The organism is Microbacterium sp. bgisy207 (assembly GCF_965345035.1).
Classification (GTDB): Bacteria; Actinomycetota; Actinomycetes; order Actinomycetales; family Microbacteriaceae; genus Microbacterium.
On record NZ_CBDRMG010000005.1, the window covers coordinates 1 to 20,746 of the forward strand.

The following is a 20,746-nucleotide window of genomic DNA, read 5'->3' on the forward strand; positions in this document are numbered from 1 at the left end:
AAGAGTCGTCGACCATAACGGTCCCCCCATCACCGCGGAATCACGCGCCAGAACCGCTATCGCATCCACTCTTTTCTGCCGCTAACCCCTTGGCCCAGGAGGCCTGGGCGAGGTCGTGCAGGCGGCCAGGCGGTGCTCCGATGGTGCTGGCGTGGTAGATCGTCTGGACGGTGAAGAGGTCTCCGAGCGGGTCTTCGAGGTCGTGATCGATGATCTCGTCATGGTCGATGAAGATGTGCTTGAAGATGGCCTGGTTGAGGCGGCGGCGGACTTCGTCGCTGGCGTTCATGTACAGCTCGTAGGGGTCTTCGAGCAGGCGCAGGTTGGTCTCGATGAACTCGACCGCGTCCTTGAGCGTGTCGACGGTGGCCTGGAGCTGGGCGGTGAGGCGTTCGCGTTCAGCGCCGATCTCGCGGAGCTTGGCGCGGATCTTCTCCTTCGGGATGGTGTCGTCGACGACCAGCTCCAGGAGGTTGCTTTCCTGGGCGTCCAGGCGCTCCAGCTGCCCTTCGAGCTGTTCCTTCAGGGCGCGTTGTGAGGCTTCTTGCTCGGCGAGGGCGTCGTCGAGGGTCTTGCGCATGGCCTGGAGGAAGTCGGGGCTGAACTGGACGGTGCGGTAGTGCTCCTCGACGGCGCGTTCGATGCGGTGGACGTTGGAGTACTTGGCGTCGCAGAACCCGTCCTGGGTGCCGCGGCAGAAGAAGTACAAGTACTCCTCGCCGCTGCGGGAGATGGTGCGGCGCACGATCATGCGGCGGATGGACCTGTCGCGTCGCCAGCAGGCGCCGCACCACAGGGTGCCCTTGAGGTAGTGGTGCACCACGCGGCGGCGTTCGCCTGCCCTGCCCCGCGAGGCGAGGAGGTCTTGCACCTGGTCGAACAGCTCCCGGTCGATGAGCGGCTCGTGCCGGCCGGGGTATTCCTCGCCTTTGTACGTGACGATGCCGACGTAGTACGGGTCTTGGAGCATCTGGTGGATCTTGGAGACGGAGATCGGGCCGGCGGGGCGGCGCTGGGTGGGGCGGGTGCGCAGTCCTCGGTCGGTGAGTTCGTTCTGGATGTCTTCGAGGGTCGCCTCGCCTGCGGCGTACATCTCGAATGCGAGCCGGACGAGTGGCGCACGCTCGTCGTCGATGGCGACAGCGCGGATCTCGCGGCCGTCGATGCGGTCGATGGTGTTGATGTACCCGATGGGTGCTTTGCCGAGCGTGCCGCCCTTCTTGGCCTTCTCGCCCATCTTGTAGGCGATGTCGGCTCCCTCTTCGGCGGAGCGGAACTCGCTGAACGCGGCGAGGATGCCGTGCATGAGCTGCCCGACCGGGGTCTCGTCGATGGACTCGGTGGCGGAGATGAGGGTGACTCCGCGCTTCTTGAGTTCGGCACCGACGATGGCATCGTCGAAGCGGTTCCTGGCCATGCGTGAGAGCTTGTAGATGATGACGTAGTCGACGTCCCGCTCGGTGCGGATGCGCTCCAGCATCTGCTGGAACGCCAGTCGCTTGGTCATCTCCCGGGCGGAGCGGCCAGGCTCGATGTACTCGTCGATGATGGTGATTCCGAGCTGGTCGGCCTTGCGGTAGCAGGCCTTGCGCTGCGCTGGAAGGGAGATACCTTCCGGGTCGTAGTCGGTGTTGACCTGGCTCGGAGTGGAGACGCGCAGATAGATCACTGCCCGTTTGCCAGTTGGGATGTCGTCCACGGGCTGCCCGGTGCCGACGTCGATCGTCTCGAAGCTGAGCTGGTCGGGATGCGGGATGGGTGGGGTCTCGTCGTAGAGCGTCATGGACGCGGCTCCTTCTTCTCGGGCATGAGCGGTGTGGCGGGCAGCAGAGACAGCGGGAACGATGCCTTGCGGAGCTTGTTCATGAGAGCAGCGTTGCAGGCTTGACGTATGACTCCCTGCCGATTCGCTGACGTGAAAATGCGCTCGCTTTGATGGATATTCGGCAGGACGGTTTGACGGCAGTAATTGACGGCAACGGAACCCAATGTGAGGCAACGTGAACGTGTGCGAAGTGCTGTGATAACAGGGGTAGGCATGTCCACCAAAGTGGTACAAATCTGGCTTTTAAGCAGGGTGTCGTGGGTTCGAGCCCCACTGGGCCCTCCAAGAAATTCCGCCGTATCGACCCCTGTGATCGGCGGTTTTTCTTTGCTTGCGCATCTTCGCTTTCAAGAGGATGAAGCTCCAGCGTCACCTGCTCCAGCACCGCAGCAACCTGGTGCCGCTGTCGTCGACGACGAGCATGTCGGAGCGACAGTGCGGGCGATGCGTCGTGTTCAGCGCACGGGGTCTGGGAGATCATCGAAGAAGCCACGCACCCGGCAGGTGCAGAAGCAGGAGACGTACATGAGATACAAGGTCGTGGTGACACGCGTGCAGGTCGCCGAGCGGTGGGTGCGTGCCACGGACGAAGAGGACGCGGCGAAGAAGGTGCAGGAAGAGTTCAACCGCCCGTACGGGTACTTCGGCTCCTGGAAAGACGTGGCATCGGAAGTCGAGGTGGTCGAAGCTGAGCAGACGACAGTGATCCGACCGAACCTGCTCTCGGAGTCCGGGCCGATGCTACTGTCTCTCAAGGACGCGGGCAAGGCGCTGGGGATTCCCTACTCGGCTGTCTACGAGCTGACGAACCGTGGGGATATTGAGCACACGAAGATCGGCAGTCGGAAGTACATCGCACGTGATTCTTTGATGGCGTTCATCAAGGAGAACACGCACCGGGGGTACTCCGGCTGAGGCCGCCGGATGGGGCTCCTACGGGCGCTTTGGGGTCGCTACTGCCGGACTGGGCTTGGCCCGGGGGAGGACGGTATGTTCCTCGTCCCTGCCCTCCCGGAAAGGAGCCTCCGCTATGCCGAAACGCCTCCACTACCTCCGCCTTGCCGACTATGGCAAGAACTCCATTGCGGCGAGTACCGCCATCTTCGATAACGACCCGAGTATCTCGACTCGGGTCGTTTCTGTTGGTGGGCACACCTCGTCATGCACCTTCATCTCGGACTTCTGCATCGACCTGGCGCACCCGATTCGGGTCATCGGCCCGATTCGGGTCATCGGGTCGACGTCGCATGCCCGGTCACTGCATGCCGAGTTCACCATCTTCGAGGGACAGACCCGGGTGGCTTGCTGGTACAAGCCCGTCGTGAAGCGACTGTTCTGGATGGGGTATCCGCTGGAGGTGCACTCGTGGCTGACGCCGGAACTGGAGGAGCGGATCGAGCTGAGCCGGCGCTTCGACCCGGGCACGCTGCCGAAGACGGTGGCGCTGGAACCGAACTACATCGCGACGTCTGCCTACTGATGAACGGCGAGCCCTATCCATCCTGGGACGAGAAGCTGAACCGGGCGCTGCAGTCGTGGCGTGACAGCGCAGCCCATCAGGCTCGTCGTCCGATGTTCGCGGAGACCGTCCGTGTGACGACTGCCGCCGTGATCCGTACGTCATCATCGCCCAACTGGAAGACGACTCCACGGCGCATCGCTGGCCACACTGGATGCAGCACACACTCCGGGAACACCTGATCGACGTGCGCGGTGAGCTCTCCGAAGCACTCGCCCTCCGGCCCTACGCCGGAGCGACGATCGCCGCGTACCTCGACGGTGCCGGGCTCCGGCCGCGTCATACGTGGGATCAGACGACGCGGCAGGCTGTGCAGATCGTGACTGACCAGGCAGCGCTCGTCGACCTGTGGCTGAGGTACCGGATGGCAACGCTGGCGCCGTGGCCTATGCGGGTGCGGCGAGCGGTGCTCGGGGTCTGAGGACCGAGAAGGCCTTCCCTGCGACACACCCTAACTTCATGTGTCTGTTCTTTTACTCAGTCTGCTACGGTGAGGTGTCGGCTCAGCCGCGAGAAGGGACTCCTGATGGCAATCCACACCCCGAAGACCCGCGAGGCATTGGCAGGCCTGCTCGCGCCCATGCGGCTCGAGGCGACTGTGTTCGAGCGTGCGGTGTCTGTCGCGGCGGCGGAGAGCCGCACCTTCAGCCCGGCTGCACCGAAGTCTGCTCCCGAGTTCACGCGCTGGGCGCGCACCATCGAAACGGTGCACGAGGGGCTGATGCTCCTGCAGCTTGGGTGGCGGCGGTTCGACCCCGAGAATCTTCCCTACTTCCTGCAACCTGAGCTCAACCTCGGGCTCATCGTCAGCAGCGGCAACGCCTTTACTGGCGTCACCTACGGTAGCCCGACCACCAAGAACCCCAAGGGATCCGCTTTCGCCCGCCGTGTGGACGAGAACGGCGCGGTCGCGATGTTTGGCCAGCCGACCGACGAGGGTGAAGTTGACGTCGACGACGTCCGTATCCTCCTTTACGACGAGCGCGACGGCCTCGTGCACCTGGAGCTGTCGCGGCCTGTTGGACGGCTCGGCAGTTTCGTGAACAGCTGGTCGGAACGGATCATCTTCCCTGCCTTCGACCTGGCGCTTGGTGCATTCAGCTTCGAAGAGGGCAACGACGAGGACGACTTCTCGTTCAAGATCGCCCGACGCTAAGACGAAGGGTTTGACCCGATGAGCAATACCTTCGTTCCCGCGCGCGTGGAGATGGCGCGCGCCATTCGACAGGTGACGGCCACCGCTCTCGCGGCTGAGGTCGGGGTCACCGCGCCGTGGATCTCTCAGACGGAGAACCTGAAACGAACTCCTAGCCCTGAGCTGATCCGCGAGTTCGCGCGGGCCCTGGACTTCCCAGTCGATTTCTTCTACCGCCCCGTCACTGCGCTGCCGCCCACGGACGCCTTCCACTTCCGGGCTACGTCTCGGCTGGCGAAGAAGGATGAGCAGACCGCGCGGTCGCTCTCTGCGCTAGCCATCGAACTCTCGGACTGGATCGAAGCGACCTACCAAGCCCCCGCTCCGGCGGTGCCGGAGCTCCAGGATCTGCTCGATGCTGACGAGGTGCTCCCAGCCGAGCAGGCCGCGGAGGCACTGCGCGGTGCATGGGGGCTTGGCGCGGCGCCGATCAAGAACCTGCTGCAGCTTCTCGAGTCCAAGGGTGCCAAGGTCTACTCAGCCGGCGGGCCGCTTCAGGCGGTCGATGCGTTCTCGTTCCGGCACAGGGCGACGCCGGTGATTTTCCTCAACGTGCATAAGTCTGCCGAGCGCCTGCGCTTCGACCTCGCCCACGAGTTGGGGCACCTGGTCATGCACGGTGGTTCACTACACGTTGAGCCTGGCAAGGAGAAGGAGCAGGCCGCAAACGACTTCGCTTCAGCCTTCCTGATGCCGCGCGCTGACGTCCTCGGCTCGATTAGGGGCAACCTCATGCTCGAAGACATCCTGGTACTCAAGCGGCGGTGGCGCGTCAGCGCGATGGCGCTCAACCTGCGTGCACACAGGCTGGGTGTGATCTCGGACTGGACCTACAGCACGTTGGCGAGACAGCTCTCTAGCGCGGGCTTCCGGCGCGGCGAGCCGGGCTCAGACCTGCTCGCGGAAAGCTCCAGCCTGCTCACACAAGTGATGACAGACATGCGCTCTCAGGGTAAGAGCTTCATTGATATCGCGCGCGCACTCGACGTGCGTGGTCAAGACGTTCGCGACCTCATGCTTGGTCTAGTCACCTTTGCTATCGAAGGCGAAGCGCAGCTGCGAACTCCGAGCCGAGCCAACCTTCGAGTGGTGTAAGTCGATCTTCACGAAAAGTCCTGATCGTGAGATAATCAGGACAGATCGCAACGTTCGGTCGAGCCGGTCAGGCTCCCCGTCGCGAGACCCCTCTCGGCACCGCCTCCGGCGCGGCACCCTAGCAGTGTCAGTGGTCGTCGGTAGCGTAGGACACGCCCCGAGAGCACAACTTAAGACGCGCCTCAGCGCGGAGGAGAACCAGCACAGCATGACAACGTTCAGCACCAGGTGGTCGCACGGCCCCAGCAGCACAACGTGTAACCGTGACGCCCATCGCCAGGAGGTCGCCCGATGACCCCGTCGGTGCCGGACGAGACCCGGGACGCTCACGAAGAGTTGCTCGCCCAGCTCCGCGACCTGGTGCCCAGTGCCTTCCTCGATGGGGAACTTGATCGTAATGCGTTGCTCGGGGCGCTTGGCCTTGACGGCGAGGTCAAGCCTGCCTTCTCCTTCAGCTGGCCTGGTATCGAGCGAGCACGCCAGGACGCGCGCGTCCCGACCACGGCAACGCTCGTTCCCGATGAGGATGCCTCCGTGCACTGGCCGGATGCTCGTGACGTCCTGATCGAGGGCGACAACCTGCAGGTGCTCAAGCTCCTGAAGAATGGCTACTCACGCGCCGTCAAGCTGATCTACATCGACCCGCCTTACAACACGGGAGACACGTTCACCTACAACGACGACTTCGCGGTGCCCGAGCGGCAGTACCTCGAGGAGACCGGCCAGGTCGACGACCAGGGCAACGCCACGACCAGCCGGATCGAGACCGGCGGCCGCAAGCATGCGCCGTGGCTGACCATGATGTTCCCGCGCCTCGCGCTGGCTCGTCACCTGTTGCGCCGTGACGGTGTGATCCTCGTTTCCATTGACGACAACGAGGTGCACCACCTGCGGCTTCTACTCGACGCGGTGTTCGGCGCAGAGAACTTCGTCGGCAGTTTCGTGTGGAACGGCGGTCGCAAGAACGACGCTCGGCAGATTTCGGTTGGTCACGACTACGTGGTGGCCTATGCACGCGACCACGCTTATCTGCGTGAACAGGACGCACGCTGGCGTGAACGGAAGGCCGGACTGGACGAGATCTACGCCAAGGTCGAAGAGCTTCGTGGTAGTCATGGAAAGGACTTCTCTGCAATCCATAGTGGATTGCTCGCCTGGTTCCGTGCACTCCCGGACGAGCATGCTTCCAAGGCGCACGAGCACTTCAACTACGTCGACGAGCGAGGGGTCTATTTCCCCGATAACTTGCGTAGTCCCAACCCGCGCCCCAATCTCGTCTACGACTTCAAGGGCTACAAGCCTCATCAGAACGGTTGGGCCTACAGCCGCGAACGCATGGAGCAGCTTGATGCTGACGGCCGCATCTACTACCCGGAGAGCGTCGACCAACGCCTGAAGATCAAGTCATATCTGCACGAGCACGAGGAGTGGGCGCCGGGGTCTGTTTTCTACAAGGATCGCCGGGCAGCCTCGAAGGCGCTCGACAGTCTCATGGGCGCCACCGTCTTCGATTACCCGAAAGACACAGAGATACTGGCCCGCCTCTTCCACGCCATCACTGACGACGGCGACCTGATCCTCGACTTCTTCGCAGGCTCTGGCTCGACCGGCCAGGCGGTGTGGGAGCAGAACCCGAGGGATGGCAAGACGCGGCACTGGATTCTGGTGCAGGTGCCGGAGAAGCCTGATGCGTCCGAGGAGTCGGGTAAGAACGCGCTCGCCGCCGGGTACGAGACGATCTTCGAGGTGACGGCCGAGCGACTGCGTCGTGCGGCGGCTTCCCTGCAACAGGAGACGCTCGATGCTCCCCAGCTCGGCTTCCGGATCTTCCGCACGCGTCCGACGAACCTCGTCATCGAGAAGCCGCTCTTCGCGCTGCCGGAGATGACCGGGCAGAGCTACCTGACGCAGGTGCTCGACCACACGGCGGGCGCTCCGGTGGTTGATGGTGCGAAGCCGCTCGACGTGGCATGGGAGGTGGCGCTCAAGGCCACGGGTACGAAGCTCGATGCGCGCGTGACGACGCACGAAGTTGACGGTGTGACGGTCTACGAGTTCACTCCCGCCGACGGCAAGAGCACGTCGGGTCGCCTCTTGATCTCGCTCGACGCGTTCTCGCTGGCGACGGCCGATGCGCTGGGCCTGAGTGATGACGACACCCTGATTCTTCGTGGCGACCAGGTCGAGGACTCGGTGACGCTGACATTGGCGCCGCGGTTGCAGTCAAAGCTGATTCTTCTGGAGCGGGTGCCTCGTGAAGTTTCGCTTTGACGATCAGCCGCACCAGTCGGCCGCCGTTTCTGCGGTGGTCGACCTGTTTGAGGGTGCCCTGGTGCCGCCGCGCTATGCGCTTGCTGGGCAGGCGCCTGGCGCGGAGGGTCACGCGGGCTTCACGCTGGAACACTCCGTTCTTACCGACAACCTGAGGACGATCACCTCCCGCGAGGCTGTCGAACCGCAGACGCAGCTGGAGCTGCTTGCGGAGACAGATCTCGAGGGCACCGACCGCGAGTTCCCGAACTTCTCCGTCGAGATGGAGACCGGCACGGGCAAGACGTATGTCTATATCTCGACTGCGCTGCGTCTGGCGGAGCTGTATGGGCTGCGGAAGTTCGTGATCCTGGTTCACTCGATCGCGATCCGTGCGGGTGTGGTCAAGACGTTCGAGCAGACCGAAGAGCACTTCCGGCTGAAGTACCCCGGCGTCCCGTACAAGTGGGGTGTGCTGGGCGAGAACTCGGCGCTGAACGACTTCACCGAGCCGTCGGGCACGGTGCAGTTCCTGGTCGCCAGCGTGCAGGCGCTCGACAAGCCGGACACGAACACGCTCTACGCCAGTGCGGAGCAGCCCCAGCTGTGGGGTGACTCGCTCAGCGGCGTGCAGCAGATCGCCAAGGCCCGCCCGGTCGTCCTGATCGATGAGCCGCAGAACATGGCGACGCCGCTGCGCCGACAGGCGATTGCCACCCTGAACCCGCTGGTTGCGCTGCGCTACAGCGCAACCCACAAGGAGCCGTTCAACCTCGTGCATCGGCTTGGCCCGAAGCAGGCCGCCGAGGCGGGCCTGGTCAAGCGGGTGTCAGTCAAGGGCATCGTCGCGGGCGAGGACGGCAAGCCCTACGTCCGTCTCGACAAGCTTCGGAGCGTCCGCAAGCGCCTGATGGCAGAGGCCGTAATCGACAAGGCCGGTGGTAAGCGGGTGCCGGTGGTGCTGCAGAACGGCACCGATCTGTTCGAGGAGTCCGGCAGTCTGCCGCAGTACCGCGGCCTGGTTGTCGACAGCATCGAGCGCAAGCCAGACCGGGTGATCTTCGAGAACGGCCTCGTCGTGCAGGCGGGAACCGAGACCGGCGTCGATGCCGAGGCTGTCTGGCGTGACCAGATCCGCCACACCATTCGAACGCACCTGGCCCGTCAGGGGCAGATCGACTCGATGAACCGTGGCGTCAAGGTGCTGTCACTGTTCTTCGTCGAACGTGTGGCCGACTATGCCGGTGACGAGGCGGTACTACCTGCGATGTTCGACGAGCTGTACCGCGAGGAGTGGCTGCGCGCCGGCTATCCCGAGAGCGACATGCCCGACCCGGCTGAACTGCGGGTCGCATACTTCCCGTCGACCAAGACGGGAATCCTGAAGGACACGTCTGGTCGAGCGTCGGATGCCGAGCTGGAGGCGCGGGCGTACCAGGAGATCATCGCCAACAAGGAACTCATTCTCGATCGCGCCAACCCGCGCGCGTTCATCTTCTCTCACTCTGCGCTCAAGGAGGGCTGGGACAACCCGAACGTCTTCCAGGTCGGCTTCCTGCGACACACCCGCTCGGAGTTGGAGCGTCGCCAGCAGATCGGCCGTGGTCTGCGTTTGCCGGTTGACCAGAACGGTCACCGTGTCATGGACCCGGCGATCAACCGGCTGACCCTCATCGTGGACGAGTCGTTCACGGAGTTCCGCGACGGTCTGAATGCCGAGTACATCGCTTCTGGCGGTGGCTCCGGCGAGGCTGGCCCCGAGGTCGACAATGCCGACAACGAGGTCATCGTCCGCCGACGCCCTGCCCTGTTCGAGAGCCCCGAGTTCGCCGAGCTGTGGAAGCGCATCCGCTACAAGGCGCGCTACCGCGTCACCGTTGAGCCGGAAGCGCTCTGCATCGTGGTTGCGGCGTCCGAGCACCTGGCCGACCTGGAGTTCATCGAGCGCCGCGCCAACGTCGTGCAGTCCGCCGATCTCGTCTACGACGACGAGGGGCACGTCATCACAGCAGATTCTGCGGTGGCCGAGTCGCGCGGCGAACGCATCGTCGTCGTGGGCCAGCGGCTGCCTGACATCGTGCAGCTCATCGAGGATCAGCTCCAGTACGGCAAGTTCCCCCTCCAGCTCACCCGACCGACCCTGGCCGGGATCGTGCGCGAGATCCTGAACTATCCCGACCGCGACTACGCCCGGCACGTCCTCGACGATCCTGACCGCTGGGCGCGGATCGTGGCAAACGCCATCCGCATCGAAACGATCGAGCAGATGGTTCGCGGTATCAGCTACGAACCCATCGACGAAACCGACTGGTGGGACGCGGAGGTCGTCTTCCTCGAAGTCGAATCCAAGAACCCGCCGCAGCCTCTGCCCGGCAACCCCGATCCGAAGAACGGCGTCATCGCTGCGCCCGAGGGCGGCGTGAACCTTTACGACCACGTCGACTACGACAGCCACGTCGAGCGCGCCTTCGCCGCCCAGCTCGAGAATAACCGCGAGCGCGTCAAGCTGTTTACGAAGCTGCCGCGCCGCTTCCGCGTGCGCACGCCGGTCGGTGAATACTCGCCGGACTGGGCCATCGTCTACGACGAGAACGGCACCCAGCGGCTCTACCTCATCCGCGAGACCAAGGACACCCGCAACCTCGACGACCTTGACTGGGACGAGGCCATGCGCATCCGCTTCGCGGAGCACCACTTCGAAGCCGCACCAATCGGGCCGGTCGACTACAACTACACGACCGACACGCACGGGCTGCTGATCGGCGAAGTTGTGAACGGCGCCGATGGAGGTGCAGTATGACCTCCTCCTACCCGCTCTGGTCAGATGAGCCCGCCACCCAGGATCTGCTGGCCTTTCGTGCTGTGGCGGAGACGGCCGCAGACGCCATCTTCGACGATGGGCTCGACCCGGTGGCAATCGGGCTGTCTGGTGCTTGGGGCAGCGGAAAGACCAGCGTCCTTGAACTGATCAAGTCCGAGATCACGGAGCGCTCCAAGAGCGGCGACCGCAAGGTGCTCGTCATCTCGACGCAGCCGTGGCTCTACGACCCGGCGGTTGGCCCGAAGGAGAGCCTCATCGCTGAGGTGCTCGGCGCACTCAGCAAGGAGTTCAAAGAGTCAGACCCGGTTGGCAAGGCTGGCCTCGAAGCCTTCAAGAAGCTCGTTCGCAAGGTGAACTGGTCGAAGGCGGTCAAGATGGCCGCGAAGACCGCCATCACCATGCAGCTGCCAAACATCGATGACGTCTTCGGGCTGGTGAGCGACGAGCCTGACAGCCTCGACGGCGAGAAAGGCATGACCGCCTTCCGCGAAGAGTTCGAGACGTTGTTGGCTGATCCCGCGCTGGCCCACCTGTCGCGTGTGGTGGTGCTCGTCGACGATCTCGACCGCTGCCTGCCGGACACTGTGGTCGAGACCCTTGAAGCGATCAGGCTGTTCCTTTCGGCCAAGCGCATGTCCTTCGTCATCGCGGCCGATGAGGATCGCGTCGCCGAGGCGATCCAGCAGAAGCTCAAGACTGCGGCTCCGAAAAACGAGGATGAGGATCCGGCCAAGCTCTATCTGCACAAGATCGTCCAGACGACCATCCCTCTTCCCGCGCTGAGCCGATTCGACACCGAGGCGTATCTTTTCCTCCTTCTCGCGAAGGCCGAGCTGAGCGAAGACGAGGCGGCATATGCGTCCTTCGTCACGAAGTGCGACGAGCTGCGCATAGGCGGCGGCAGCCTCGACGACCTGGAGGTCGAGGATGGCAGTGTGCTGGCGGAGCACCTTGTCACGGCCACACGCCTGACGCCAATCCTCTATGAGAAGTTCCACGGCAATCCGCGCCGCATCAAGAGGTTCCTCAACGACCTGAATGTACGCCAGGCCGTTGCCCGGCGTCGTGGATTCGAGCTGGAGCCGGATGAGGTTGCCAAGCTCATGGTGCTGGAGCGCATCCTCACCGATGACTTTGAAACCGTGCTCGGCTGGCTCGCGTCGAACCAGCTGCGCGACAAGCTTGACGCGCTCGACGTTGCTGCGAACGGTCGCGCAGAGACGATTGAGGAACCGGCGTCTGAAACCTCCGAGGAAGAGACGCCGAAGGAGCGCGGCGCCAGAAAGAAGCCTGCCGTTGCCGAGCCGGAGCCAGAGCCCGCTCGTGATGACGACTTCAGCGACACTCTCCGCCGCTGGGCGAAACTCCCGCCCGTACTTGATGCATCCGCCATCTCCGGGTACCTATACCTTGCTGCCTCATTCGCCAAGATCGAGGTCATCGACACCGGCCTACCCGAGCGTCTCCGCGACCTCGCGGTTGCCCTGACCTCAAGCCTCAAGCTCGACCGTGCAGGCGTCACCGACGAAACCTTGAAGCTGCTTCCAGAGGGCGACGCCCAGATCCTGGTCGGCCATCTCGGACGCCGAACTCGCGATCAGCCCGCTCTGCAGAAGTTCACCGTCGAGAGCCTGCTTCGCCTCGCGGCGCAGCAGCCCAGTACCCAGCCGAGTGTTGTGGAGGCGCTGAAGAGTCTTCCCGCCGCCCACGTCGAACCGGCAACGATCATCAAGCTTCGACCGCTGGATCAGGCGGTCTATCGGCCGGTGCTTGATACCTGGCGGGACGGGTCAGACGACCAGCAACTCCAGCAATCTGTGGGCATCGTCGAGACGGCGTGGAGCGGCAATGGGAACTAGCGGCTCATTCGGCGGCAGCGGTGGCAAGGACGCAGGCGACCTGCGCGACAACATTGCGGCGTGGCTTGATGCCGCAGGTGGGCCAGGCGCCGCCGATGGTGCTGACACGAGCGGCGCGGACGGAGCCGACCACGCTTCTGATCCGCCGCGTCCCGGAACGCCGGCGCAACCGCGTGTAGACCTCGGGCCGGCGCTTCGCGTCCTGCTCAACTCGCGCGGACGCGGTGGGCGCAGCGACGGCCCAGGTGGCGGCGGCGGGGGCGGTGCCCGAGGCGGAGGGGGTGGCCGTTCATCGGGTGGCGCCACCCGCTCTGTCGGTCGGGTATCTCGGGCAGCTGGGCGAGCTGGGCGGCTTGCGCTTGCCTACTCGTCTGGCAACCGGGAGGCCCTGCGTGAGGCTGGTCTCAACTACGACGAGCTGCAGTCGCTCGGTAACCCTGTCGCTATCGGGCTCAAGATCATCGAGGCGACCTTTGAGTCCCAGGCCGACAGCACAGTTGCGGATGCTGAGGAACGCGACATCGTCGCGACCGTTGTCGAGTGGATCTTGGAGCAGCCTGCGGATCATCCGCCGACGCCGGAGGATGTCGTCAGGAAGTCGATCGAGACAACGATCGCGGAGACCGCGTTGACCGAGGTGTCAGCGACGATCTACGCCAAGGACGCCAGCTTCGAGAAGCGCCGTAGCCTGGAGCGCCAAATCCGTGATGTGGCAGCGGAGTACGCGGCGCAGGCAACCCTGAACCCGGCAGGCGCGACCGAGCAGCAAATGGCGCAGGCTATCCAGAATGGCATCCGCGACATCGGGCAGATCTTCGGAGTCACGTCATGACCCGGCTGCTGCTCACACTCTCCGAGGCAGCTGCTGATGCCGGCCTTGAGGAAGGCGGCTTCGACGAGGTTTTCCTCTGGACGCGCAACGGCCGCACCACCTTCACTGGCGGTGTCGATCCCCACCTGGCCGGCCTCGGCGTGGTGAACCCACGAAACGTCGACCTCGTCCGGATTGCGCTCGGTGTTCTTGCCGCTGATCGATCAGTGCACCGTGAGGCCGGAGGCTCGAGCTGGAACGCACGGGACTTCGCCCTCACCGTTGAGGTGACCGATCCTGAAATCTGGGCGCCGTATGCTGAGCAGCTGTCCCGCACGGTCGGCTTCCTCTCGGGTGACAGCTGGGCATTCAGTTTCACTCAGGCTCCTTTGGCTGAGGCGACCGGGCTGCCGATCGAGGAGCAGCACCATGACCGGACGGTGCTTCTGAGCGGGGGCGCTGACTCGGCCGCTGGCGCACTGTTGTCCGCAGTTGAGCTGGGCGGGAACCATTCCCAGTCGCTGGTGTCTCAGTACAGCTCGACCGCGATCTCCCCGGTGCAACAGGGCATCGTCAGCGCGATTAGCGAGCTGGTACCCGGCATCCGGCAGGTGCATCATCAGTTCCACCTCCATCGTGGATCGAGGCGCCTTGACGGCTCATCGTTCCGCAGCGAGACATCGACGCGCTCGCGCTCACTGCTCTTCCTTGCGCTCGGGCTTGCCGTCGCTGAGCGCGCTGGCTCGACGCTCTGGATTGCCGAGAACGGCTTTGCCTCGCTCAACCCGCCGCTCGGCCCCGATCGCCGTGGCAGCCTGTCGACGCACACCACCCATCCGCGCTTCTTGCGCGAACTGTCTGCGCTGATGCGGAGCGTGGGCGGTCATGGCCTTATCGAGAACCCCTTCGAGACGCTCACGAAGGGCGAGATGTTCCGCCGTGTGGCAGATGCCGTTGGCATCGACGCCGCCTCGGCCTACCTCAGCAGCACAAACTCCTGTTCGCACACCGATGGGCGCTACAGCGGAGCGCCAGCTGGTTCCTCCTGCGGTGTCTGCTTCGGCTGCCTCGTCCGCCGAGCAGCTTTCACCGCCGCCGGCATTCCAGACGCCACGACCTATCTCTCCGAAGATGCGAGTGGCAGGTACGGCACGTTCGTCCGGCAGAAGTCGATCGTTGAGCCGCTCCGCGACTTCGTCGACCGAGGCATCCGGCCACGCGACGTGATGGCGATGTCACTGCCGGAGGGATACGCCGCGCAGGACGCGCTCGCGCTGTCCCGGCGGGGAGTTGAGGAACTGCGGGGGCTCTTCTGATGGCACCCCAGCTTCCCCCGCTCGACCTGCATGCGCATATCAACCCGAAGACTCGCCCCGCCGACCTCGAGCGGCTCGGCGCAGTCGTGTTCGCGGCGACTCGATCGTTGGACGAGTACGAGTCCGTCAGAGCTCGTCGCGATCATGTCACAATCTGGGGCGTCGGCTGTCATCCAGGCGTCGCGCAGGCGCAGCAGGACTTCGACGCAACGAGGTTTAGCTCATTGCTCGCGTCGACCGCCTTCGTGAGTGAGATCGGGTTGGACGGGCGCTCAAAGGTGCCAATTGCGGATCAGGAGCAGGTGTTCGCCTCGGTGCTTAGCGCGCTTCAGAGGACCCCCCGCGTCGCCTCTATCCACAGTTCAGGTACGTCGGGCCGCGTTCTGGGCGCGCTGGAGCGCACGCCGATCAAGGGTGCTGTGCTCCACTGGTGGCGCGGCAACGAGGCCGAGACGTTGCGGGCGATCGAACTCGACTGCTGGTTCTCGATCAACGCCGCAGGGATGAAGTACCCGGCTGACGTCTCGCTGATCCCGCTCGAGCGGATTCTTACCGAGACCGACCATCCGTCCGGTGATCGCACATCCACTTCGCCGCGACAGCCGGGTTCCGTCGACGACGTCGAACAGGCGCTGTCGCGGATCTACAGTCTCGATGTCCAAGCTGTCCGCGGGCAGGTCTGGGCGAACCTGATCCGCCTTGTGGGTGAGACGAACGTTGACGGCCTTCTCCCTGCCGCTGTTCGGCGGATGATCGCCTTCGCGCGTGCGCACGGAGCGCCGCGATGAAACCAGCCAAGGAGACCTCAGCAGTCAAGCTGCCGTTTGAGACCGGCGAGTACCTCATCACCTGGCAGGTGCCCGACCGTAGAGGTGGCCACCTGGCGATCCCGGGACTCCTGACCGTCGAGCAGGGGAAGTACCCAACCGGGATCCTTTACGGCGATCTGCCGATCGAGTGGGTGTCCGAAGGAGCTACAGGAGTCGCCTCGTTCCCACAGCGCCACGCCTTCGACCTCCTCACAGGCCGACTCTCAAGCGGGGCCTATGTGGCCCTGATGAACGGTGAACTCAGCTACAGCTTCCCCGGAAATGGGCGAGCCGTGGGAGCCTTCGCAGCACTGTCACTTGACGCATTCGACACGGCGGAACACCGGAAGTATGCCTCCATCGAGCTCCAGATCGAGGGGCTGGAATCGGTCGCGGGGGTCGCACCGATCTCGCGCGTCAAGATGCCGATGAAGGCTGGCGACGAGCCAGTCTGGGAAGCCACCGTCGACAAGGATGCCAAGTTCACCTGGAGCGTCGGCGGCCAGTCGATGACTTTCAGCTACGACTACAGCGTGCGGGCGCTCGACGGCTACGAATTCAGGATGGCCTTCGGCCCAGTCCTACGCCTCAACTCAGACGAGCCAATGACAGCTGTCGATTGGTGGCTTGAGTGGGTGCGCCCTCTCCGCCAGCTCATCTCGCTCCTGACGGGTGCTCCCCGTGAGCTTCGGTACCTTCTCGCGGTGGTCGATGAGGCCGCCCCGCGCTCGCACCGCGACCAGGTGTTCGGCTGGGACATCACCCACCTGCCCGTCAACTCAACCCGCGCTGCGGTCGAGGAGATTCGTTCGGCGGTCAACCTTGCGAACGACGACCTGAGCTTGCTCGACCTACTGCATGCCTGGCAACGACAGATCACGGCTAGGCATCCCCTCTTTGAGACCTACGGTGCAATGGCAACGGCTGCTGACCAACATCCCCGCTCGAGGTTCCTACTTCTGCTCCAAGCGTTGGAGGGGTCATACGGCTTCGAGAACCGCGCCAAGCATGATGCGGACAAAGAGAAGTACGGCCTCAAGCGGGAGAGCATACTTGCGCGTGCCCAGCAGCTTCTCGAGAAGGCCGACTTCACATTTATCAACAAGAACCTCCGTCGGGAGGCTCAGCAGGGCCTCGACTCGGCGCTCGCAGATCTGCTGAAGCGACTGCCGGACGAGGTCTCGGAGGAACTCACGAAGACCGAACTGATCAAGGCCGTTCGCAAGGCATACATCGGAAAAGGAACGCTCCCGCTTCAGACCGCTCTCACGAGAGCCCGAAACACCCTGTCGCACGGCTCAGGCTCATTCGAACCCCGGCACCTTGCGATCGTGGCCGACGTCCTCGAACGGGCGGTGCGTTCTGAGGCCATCCGATTGCTTGGTGCTCCGCTCGGCGCGCAGGAGCGTGCATCCAAGAAAGAGGGATCGTTGAGTTCATGATGGCGACTTCTTATCGCGTGATTCGACCCGCGGTTGGATTCGTGTCCGCCGGCGAAGGTAGGAACATACGCGCGGTGCTAAACAGTGTGACTGATCCGAACGTGGCGGATGCCCCCGATGACGAGGAGGCCGCGGCATGAGGGTCAGACAGCTTGAGATCGAGAACTTCCGCGGTATCACAGAGGGCCGGGTGGTCTTCCAACAGCACACTCTGCTGGTCGGCGGGAACAACATCGGCAAGTCCACGGTGTGCGAAGCGCTGGAGGTGGTCCTGGGGCCAGAGCGCCTCCATCGCAGACCGGTCATCGACGAGCACGACTTCTCCCACGGTGACTACCTCGGCGATGAGGGCGGCCCACGTGAGATTCGCGTGCGCGCAGTGCTCACTGACCTCTCGGACGAGCAGCTGCGCCGGTTCTTCCAGCACGTTCGACGCTGGGACGACGAGGCGCTCTCGTTCATCGATGAAGAACCCGACAGCCTCCAATCTGCCGACGGCGATGGAATCGTCTGGGCACTCCCCGTCATCTTCATCGGGCGCTATGACCGTGAAGAGGACGACTTCATCGGGGACACTTTCTTCGACCACCCGCTACCCGGGTTCGACGAGCTCGACGAAGATGAGCGCGCATCACTCGGAGCGGGCCGTGCACAGTTCAGCCGTGCGCACAAGCGGCTCTGCGGCTTCATCTTCTTGCGAGCGCTGCGCACGGGATCTCGTGCGCTCAGCCTGCAGCGCGGTTCGCTGCTCGACACCATTCTCCGACTCGGCGGTGAGAGCGCAGCGGAGATGTGGCGGGACGCGCTTGGCGCGCTGCAAGACCTCGATCCGGCTATCGGAGAGATCGAACAGCTCAAGGTCATCCGAGAGAACATCCGCACGCGCCTCGGTAAGTTCGTCAACCTGGCTCCAGGTGAGGACTCTGCCGCGTTCTTCGCCTCAGATCTGACGCGCGAGCATCTGCGCGAGGTCGTGCGGCTCTTCGTTGCGACGCAACCGAGCAACCACTCAGTACCGTTCGCCAAGCAGGGCACCGGCTCGATCAACCTGCTGGTCTTTGCGTTGCTGACGATTATCGCGGATCTCAAGGAAGACCAGTCGGTCATCTTCGTGATGGAGGAGCCGGAGATCGCGCTTCCTCCACACACCCAGCGGCGCGTGACGAAGTACGTGGTGCAACAGATGGGACAGTCGATCGTTACGTCTCACTCGCCCTACGTCATCGAGCAATTCGACCCGGAGAACGTGGTCATCCTCTCGCGTGACGGAGACACCGTCTCCGGCGAGCCAATCGATACCGCGAGCGTCAAGCCGAAGACCTACCGCACGCAGCGCCGCCAGTTTGCCGAAGCGATACTGAGCCGTGCCGTCTTTGTCCTCGAGGGACAGACGGAGATGGTCACCGTGCACGCCGTCTCCGCGGCGCTCGAACGCTTCCGAGACGACTACTCGCACGTCGACCTCACCGGAGTCACCCTCTTCAACGCAGGTAATGACCGCGAAGTCCCGCGCTACGCCCCGATCTTCAAGGCGCTCGGCAAGCGGGTTTACGGCATGCGCGACAAGCTGAACGCCCCGGATGCAGCGGACGCGACGGAGAACATCAAGTCGTTCGACGAGTTCTGGGAATCACCGGAGACCGGCATCGAGCAGATCCTCGTGAAGCAGGTTCCGACGCGAGTGCTGCGAAGCTTCCTTGACGAAGTCGTGCGGCGCGACGACTACCCGTCAAGCCACCCATACGTGGCTGACCAGGTTGCTGACGGCGACTTGGCCGAGTTGGCAGCGAAGGTGCTGAAGGCTCGCAAGGGCGATGCGTTCGGCTTCGGGTACACCGGAACGCTCATCGAGCAGTGCGAGACCGAGGCCGAACTGCCGGCCTTCATCCGTGATGCGCTCCTCATCATCAACGAGCAGCTCCAGGACCAGCCTGAGTTGATACTGGATGACGACACTTCTGCGCCGACGGCCGACGCCGCGGAGCCCGAGGAATAGGCACCGTGGAGGTGCAGCTCTCCAAGACCGCCCAGGAAGCGCTGGATCGCGACTGCCCTGTCCTGGTACTCGGCGGCCCCGGCTCCGGCAAGACCACGCTGTCGCTGCTGAAAGCCCAGGAGATGATTCCCGCCCTAGAACCTGGCCAAGAGATCCTGTTCCTCAGTTTCTCTCGCGCAGCCGTCCGCCAGGTCGAGATCCGCTGCCGTGACATCTTGCGCTCGGACGAGCGGCGGCAGATCGCCGTGCGCACCTACCATGCGTTCGCCATGGACATTCTTCGAGCGCACGGTCGCATGCTTACCGGGAGCGTTCCGCGCATTGTCTATCCCGGCGAGGAGAACCTCGCCAAGGCTGCCTTCGATGGTGACTGGGGCGCTGAGGCCGAACGTCTTGCGCGCGATGACGGCCGCTTCACATTCGGACAGTTCGCAGCCGCTGCCGCCCAACTCGTTGCTGGCAGCGCGTCGATTGCATCGCTGCTCGCCAACAAGTACCCCGTGATCATCCTGGACGAGTTCCAGGACACCGATGACGCGCAGTGGGCGCTGGTCAAGGCGCTGTCGACGCGGTCGAAGACCGTGTTTATGGCCGACCCTGATCAGCGGATCTTCGACTATGACGCTCGCGTGGATCCGGAGCGCCTCAATCACCTGCGCACCCACCTCAGCCCGGCCGAGTTCGATCTCAGCGGGGAGAACCATCGAAGCCCCGACGCCGGCATCCTGCAGTACGCCAACGCCGTCCTGACGAACCGGCCTCTGCCTGAGACCAAGGATGTGATCACGCGCGCCTACTGGCCGAACGCGTTCGATAGCACCGTCCACGCCGAGGTAGTCTGGATGCTCGGCTCGCTCCGCAAGGCGGGGGTCGCTCACCCGTCCGTAGTGGTACTCGCCAGAACGAACGCGCTCGTCGGAAAGCTGTCGACGGTCCTGGGGCAAGAGCACAACTTCAACGGCCAGACGATCAAACCCGTCGAGCACGATGTGCTGTGGGACGCCGACCTCACGGCAGCAGCTGCTTTGGTAGTAGCTTCGATTCTGGAATGGCCGGGCTGCCCCAAGGAAACGGCGCTCGGCCAGACCTTCGACCGCATCGCCGACTATTTCGATGCGAAGAACGCTGCCAGTGCGAGCAACGCCGCCCGGCAGACCAGCGAGCGATACCGTACCGCCGCAGACCGAGCGCGCAGAGGTGAGACGCAGCGGCTGGCCAGCGCCAAGGGTCTCACCGCCTCCTACGACAACGGTCTGGTGCTTCAGGGTGATCCTGCAAGGGACTGGCTACACGCGCGTGATCTGCTGGCGGCCGGGAACGACTTGTCGGATCTACTAGCCAACGCCAAGTTCGTCCGGCTCTTCCGAGCAACCGACGAGATCGGAAGCCGCCTCGCCTCAGCTTGGGATCTTCGCGGTAGCTACGGCCGCGCCATCGACCTGGTTCGCCGCGCGCTCGAGGCGGGCAGGCTTCAGTCCGATCAGCGCGACCCACGCGGCTGCGTCCTCATGACCATCCACAAGGCCAAGGGCAAAGAGTTCGACGGCGTCCTGCTCGTTGAAGGGCAATACCAGGGCAGCTTCTTCCGCGACACCGACACCGAGGCGCAGCGCGCCGCATCGCGACGCCTGCTGCGGGTCGGCATCACACGTGCGCGGCACCAAGTGGCGATCATTCGACCGCGGGGCGCTCCAGATCTCGTAACACCAGCGAGTTCGTCGTTCTCAAACTGAGGACGCACAATCGCCGCGCTTTCCAACCTAAGAATGTCGGTGGCCACCACTACCGTGAGTAGCCCAACACGAAGT

At 63.9% G+C, this 20,746-nt stretch carries 15 protein-coding genes; 14 read left to right on the forward strand and 1 reads right to left on the reverse strand.

Annotated elements, in window-relative coordinates; translation table 11 throughout:
- Window positions 1-40: 40 nt before the first annotated feature.
- Complete coding sequence (locus tag ACSGC5_RS05665) at window positions 41-1,783, reverse strand: recombinase family protein (protein WP_434969639.1); 1,743 nt, start codon at window positions 1,781-1,783, stop codon at window positions 41-43.
- A 567-nt stretch (window positions 1,784-2,350) separates the two neighbouring features.
- Here ACSGC5_RS05665 and ACSGC5_RS05670 point away from each other — a divergent pair.
- The 14 genes from ACSGC5_RS05670 (at window position 2,351) to ACSGC5_RS05735 (ending at window position 20,671) form a co-directional block, all read left to right on the forward strand.
- The gene (locus ACSGC5_RS05670; protein WP_434969640.1) at window positions 2,351-2,740 is read left to right on the forward strand and encodes a helix-turn-helix domain-containing protein; all 390 of its coding nucleotides are present in this window, start codon (window positions 2,351-2,353) and stop codon (window positions 2,738-2,740) included.
- 115 nt (window positions 2,741-2,855) lie between these two features.
- Complete coding sequence (locus tag ACSGC5_RS05675; protein ID WP_434969641.1) at window positions 2,856-3,305, forward strand: hypothetical protein; 450 nt, start codon at window positions 2,856-2,858, stop codon at window positions 3,303-3,305.
- A gap of 193 nt (window positions 3,306-3,498) precedes the next feature.
- The gene (locus tag ACSGC5_RS05680; RefSeq protein WP_434969642.1) at window positions 3,499-3,765 is read left to right on the forward strand and encodes a hypothetical protein; all 267 of its coding nucleotides are present in this window, start codon (window positions 3,499-3,501) and stop codon (window positions 3,763-3,765) included.
- A gap of 105 nt (window positions 3,766-3,870) precedes the next feature.
- Window positions 3,871-4,500, forward strand: a complete 630-nt coding sequence (locus ACSGC5_RS05685; RefSeq protein ID WP_434969643.1) for a hypothetical protein — start codon at window positions 3,871-3,873, stop codon at window positions 4,498-4,500.
- Between the two features lie 18 nt (window positions 4,501-4,518).
- Window positions 4,519-5,634 (forward strand): ImmA/IrrE family metallo-endopeptidase, encoded by a 1,116-nt coding sequence (locus ACSGC5_RS05690; protein WP_434969644.1) that lies wholly within the window; start codon window positions 4,519-4,521, stop codon window positions 5,632-5,634.
- A 291-nt stretch (window positions 5,635-5,925) separates the two neighbouring features.
- A complete protein-coding gene (locus tag ACSGC5_RS05695; protein ID WP_434969645.1) occupies window positions 5,926-7,905 on the forward strand; it encodes a site-specific DNA-methyltransferase in 1,980 nt (659 codons plus the stop codon).
- Window positions 7,889-10,684, forward strand: a complete 2,796-nt coding sequence (locus tag ACSGC5_RS05700; protein WP_434969646.1) for a DEAD/DEAH box helicase family protein — start codon at window positions 7,889-7,891, stop codon at window positions 10,682-10,684. Before ACSGC5_RS05695 ends, ACSGC5_RS05700 begins: the two co-directional genes overlap by 17 nt.
- Entirely contained in the window at window positions 10,681-12,564 is a 1,884-nt protein-coding gene (locus ACSGC5_RS05705) for a KAP family P-loop NTPase fold protein (protein WP_434969647.1), read from the forward strand. Before ACSGC5_RS05700 ends, ACSGC5_RS05705 begins: the two co-directional genes overlap by 4 nt.
- Window positions 12,554-13,396 carry a hypothetical protein gene (locus ACSGC5_RS05710; RefSeq protein ID WP_434969649.1) on the forward strand — a complete coding sequence of 281 codons (843 nt, stop codon included), beginning with the start codon at window positions 12,554-12,556 and terminating at the stop codon, window positions 13,394-13,396. The genes ACSGC5_RS05705 and ACSGC5_RS05710 overlap by 11 nt, the downstream gene beginning before the upstream one ends.
- Window positions 13,393-14,691: a hypothetical protein gene (locus tag ACSGC5_RS05715; protein ID WP_434969651.1), complete on the forward strand. Its 1,299-nt coding sequence runs from the start codon at window positions 13,393-13,395 to the stop codon at window positions 14,689-14,691. The genes ACSGC5_RS05710 and ACSGC5_RS05715 overlap by 4 nt, the downstream gene beginning before the upstream one ends.
- Window positions 14,691-15,479 (forward strand): TatD family hydrolase, encoded by a 789-nt coding sequence (locus ACSGC5_RS05720; RefSeq protein ID WP_434969652.1) that lies wholly within the window; start codon window positions 14,691-14,693, stop codon window positions 15,477-15,479. Before ACSGC5_RS05715 ends, ACSGC5_RS05720 begins: the two co-directional genes overlap by 1 nt.
- The gene (locus ACSGC5_RS05725; protein ID WP_434969653.1) at window positions 15,476-16,942 is read left to right on the forward strand and encodes a hypothetical protein; all 1,467 of its coding nucleotides are present in this window, start codon (window positions 15,476-15,478) and stop codon (window positions 16,940-16,942) included. Before ACSGC5_RS05720 ends, ACSGC5_RS05725 begins: the two co-directional genes overlap by 4 nt.
- A 136-nt stretch (window positions 16,943-17,078) precedes the next feature.
- Window positions 17,079-18,938, forward strand: coding sequence for an ATP-dependent nuclease (locus ACSGC5_RS05730; protein WP_434969654.1), 1,860 nt, complete (start codon window positions 17,079-17,081; stop codon window positions 18,936-18,938).
- Window positions 18,939-18,943: 5 nt separating this feature from the next.
- Window positions 18,944-20,671: a UvrD-helicase domain-containing protein gene (locus tag ACSGC5_RS05735; protein ID WP_434969655.1), complete on the forward strand. Its 1,728-nt coding sequence runs from the start codon at window positions 18,944-18,946 to the stop codon at window positions 20,669-20,671.
- The last annotated feature ends 75 nt before the right edge of the window (window positions 20,672-20,746 follow it).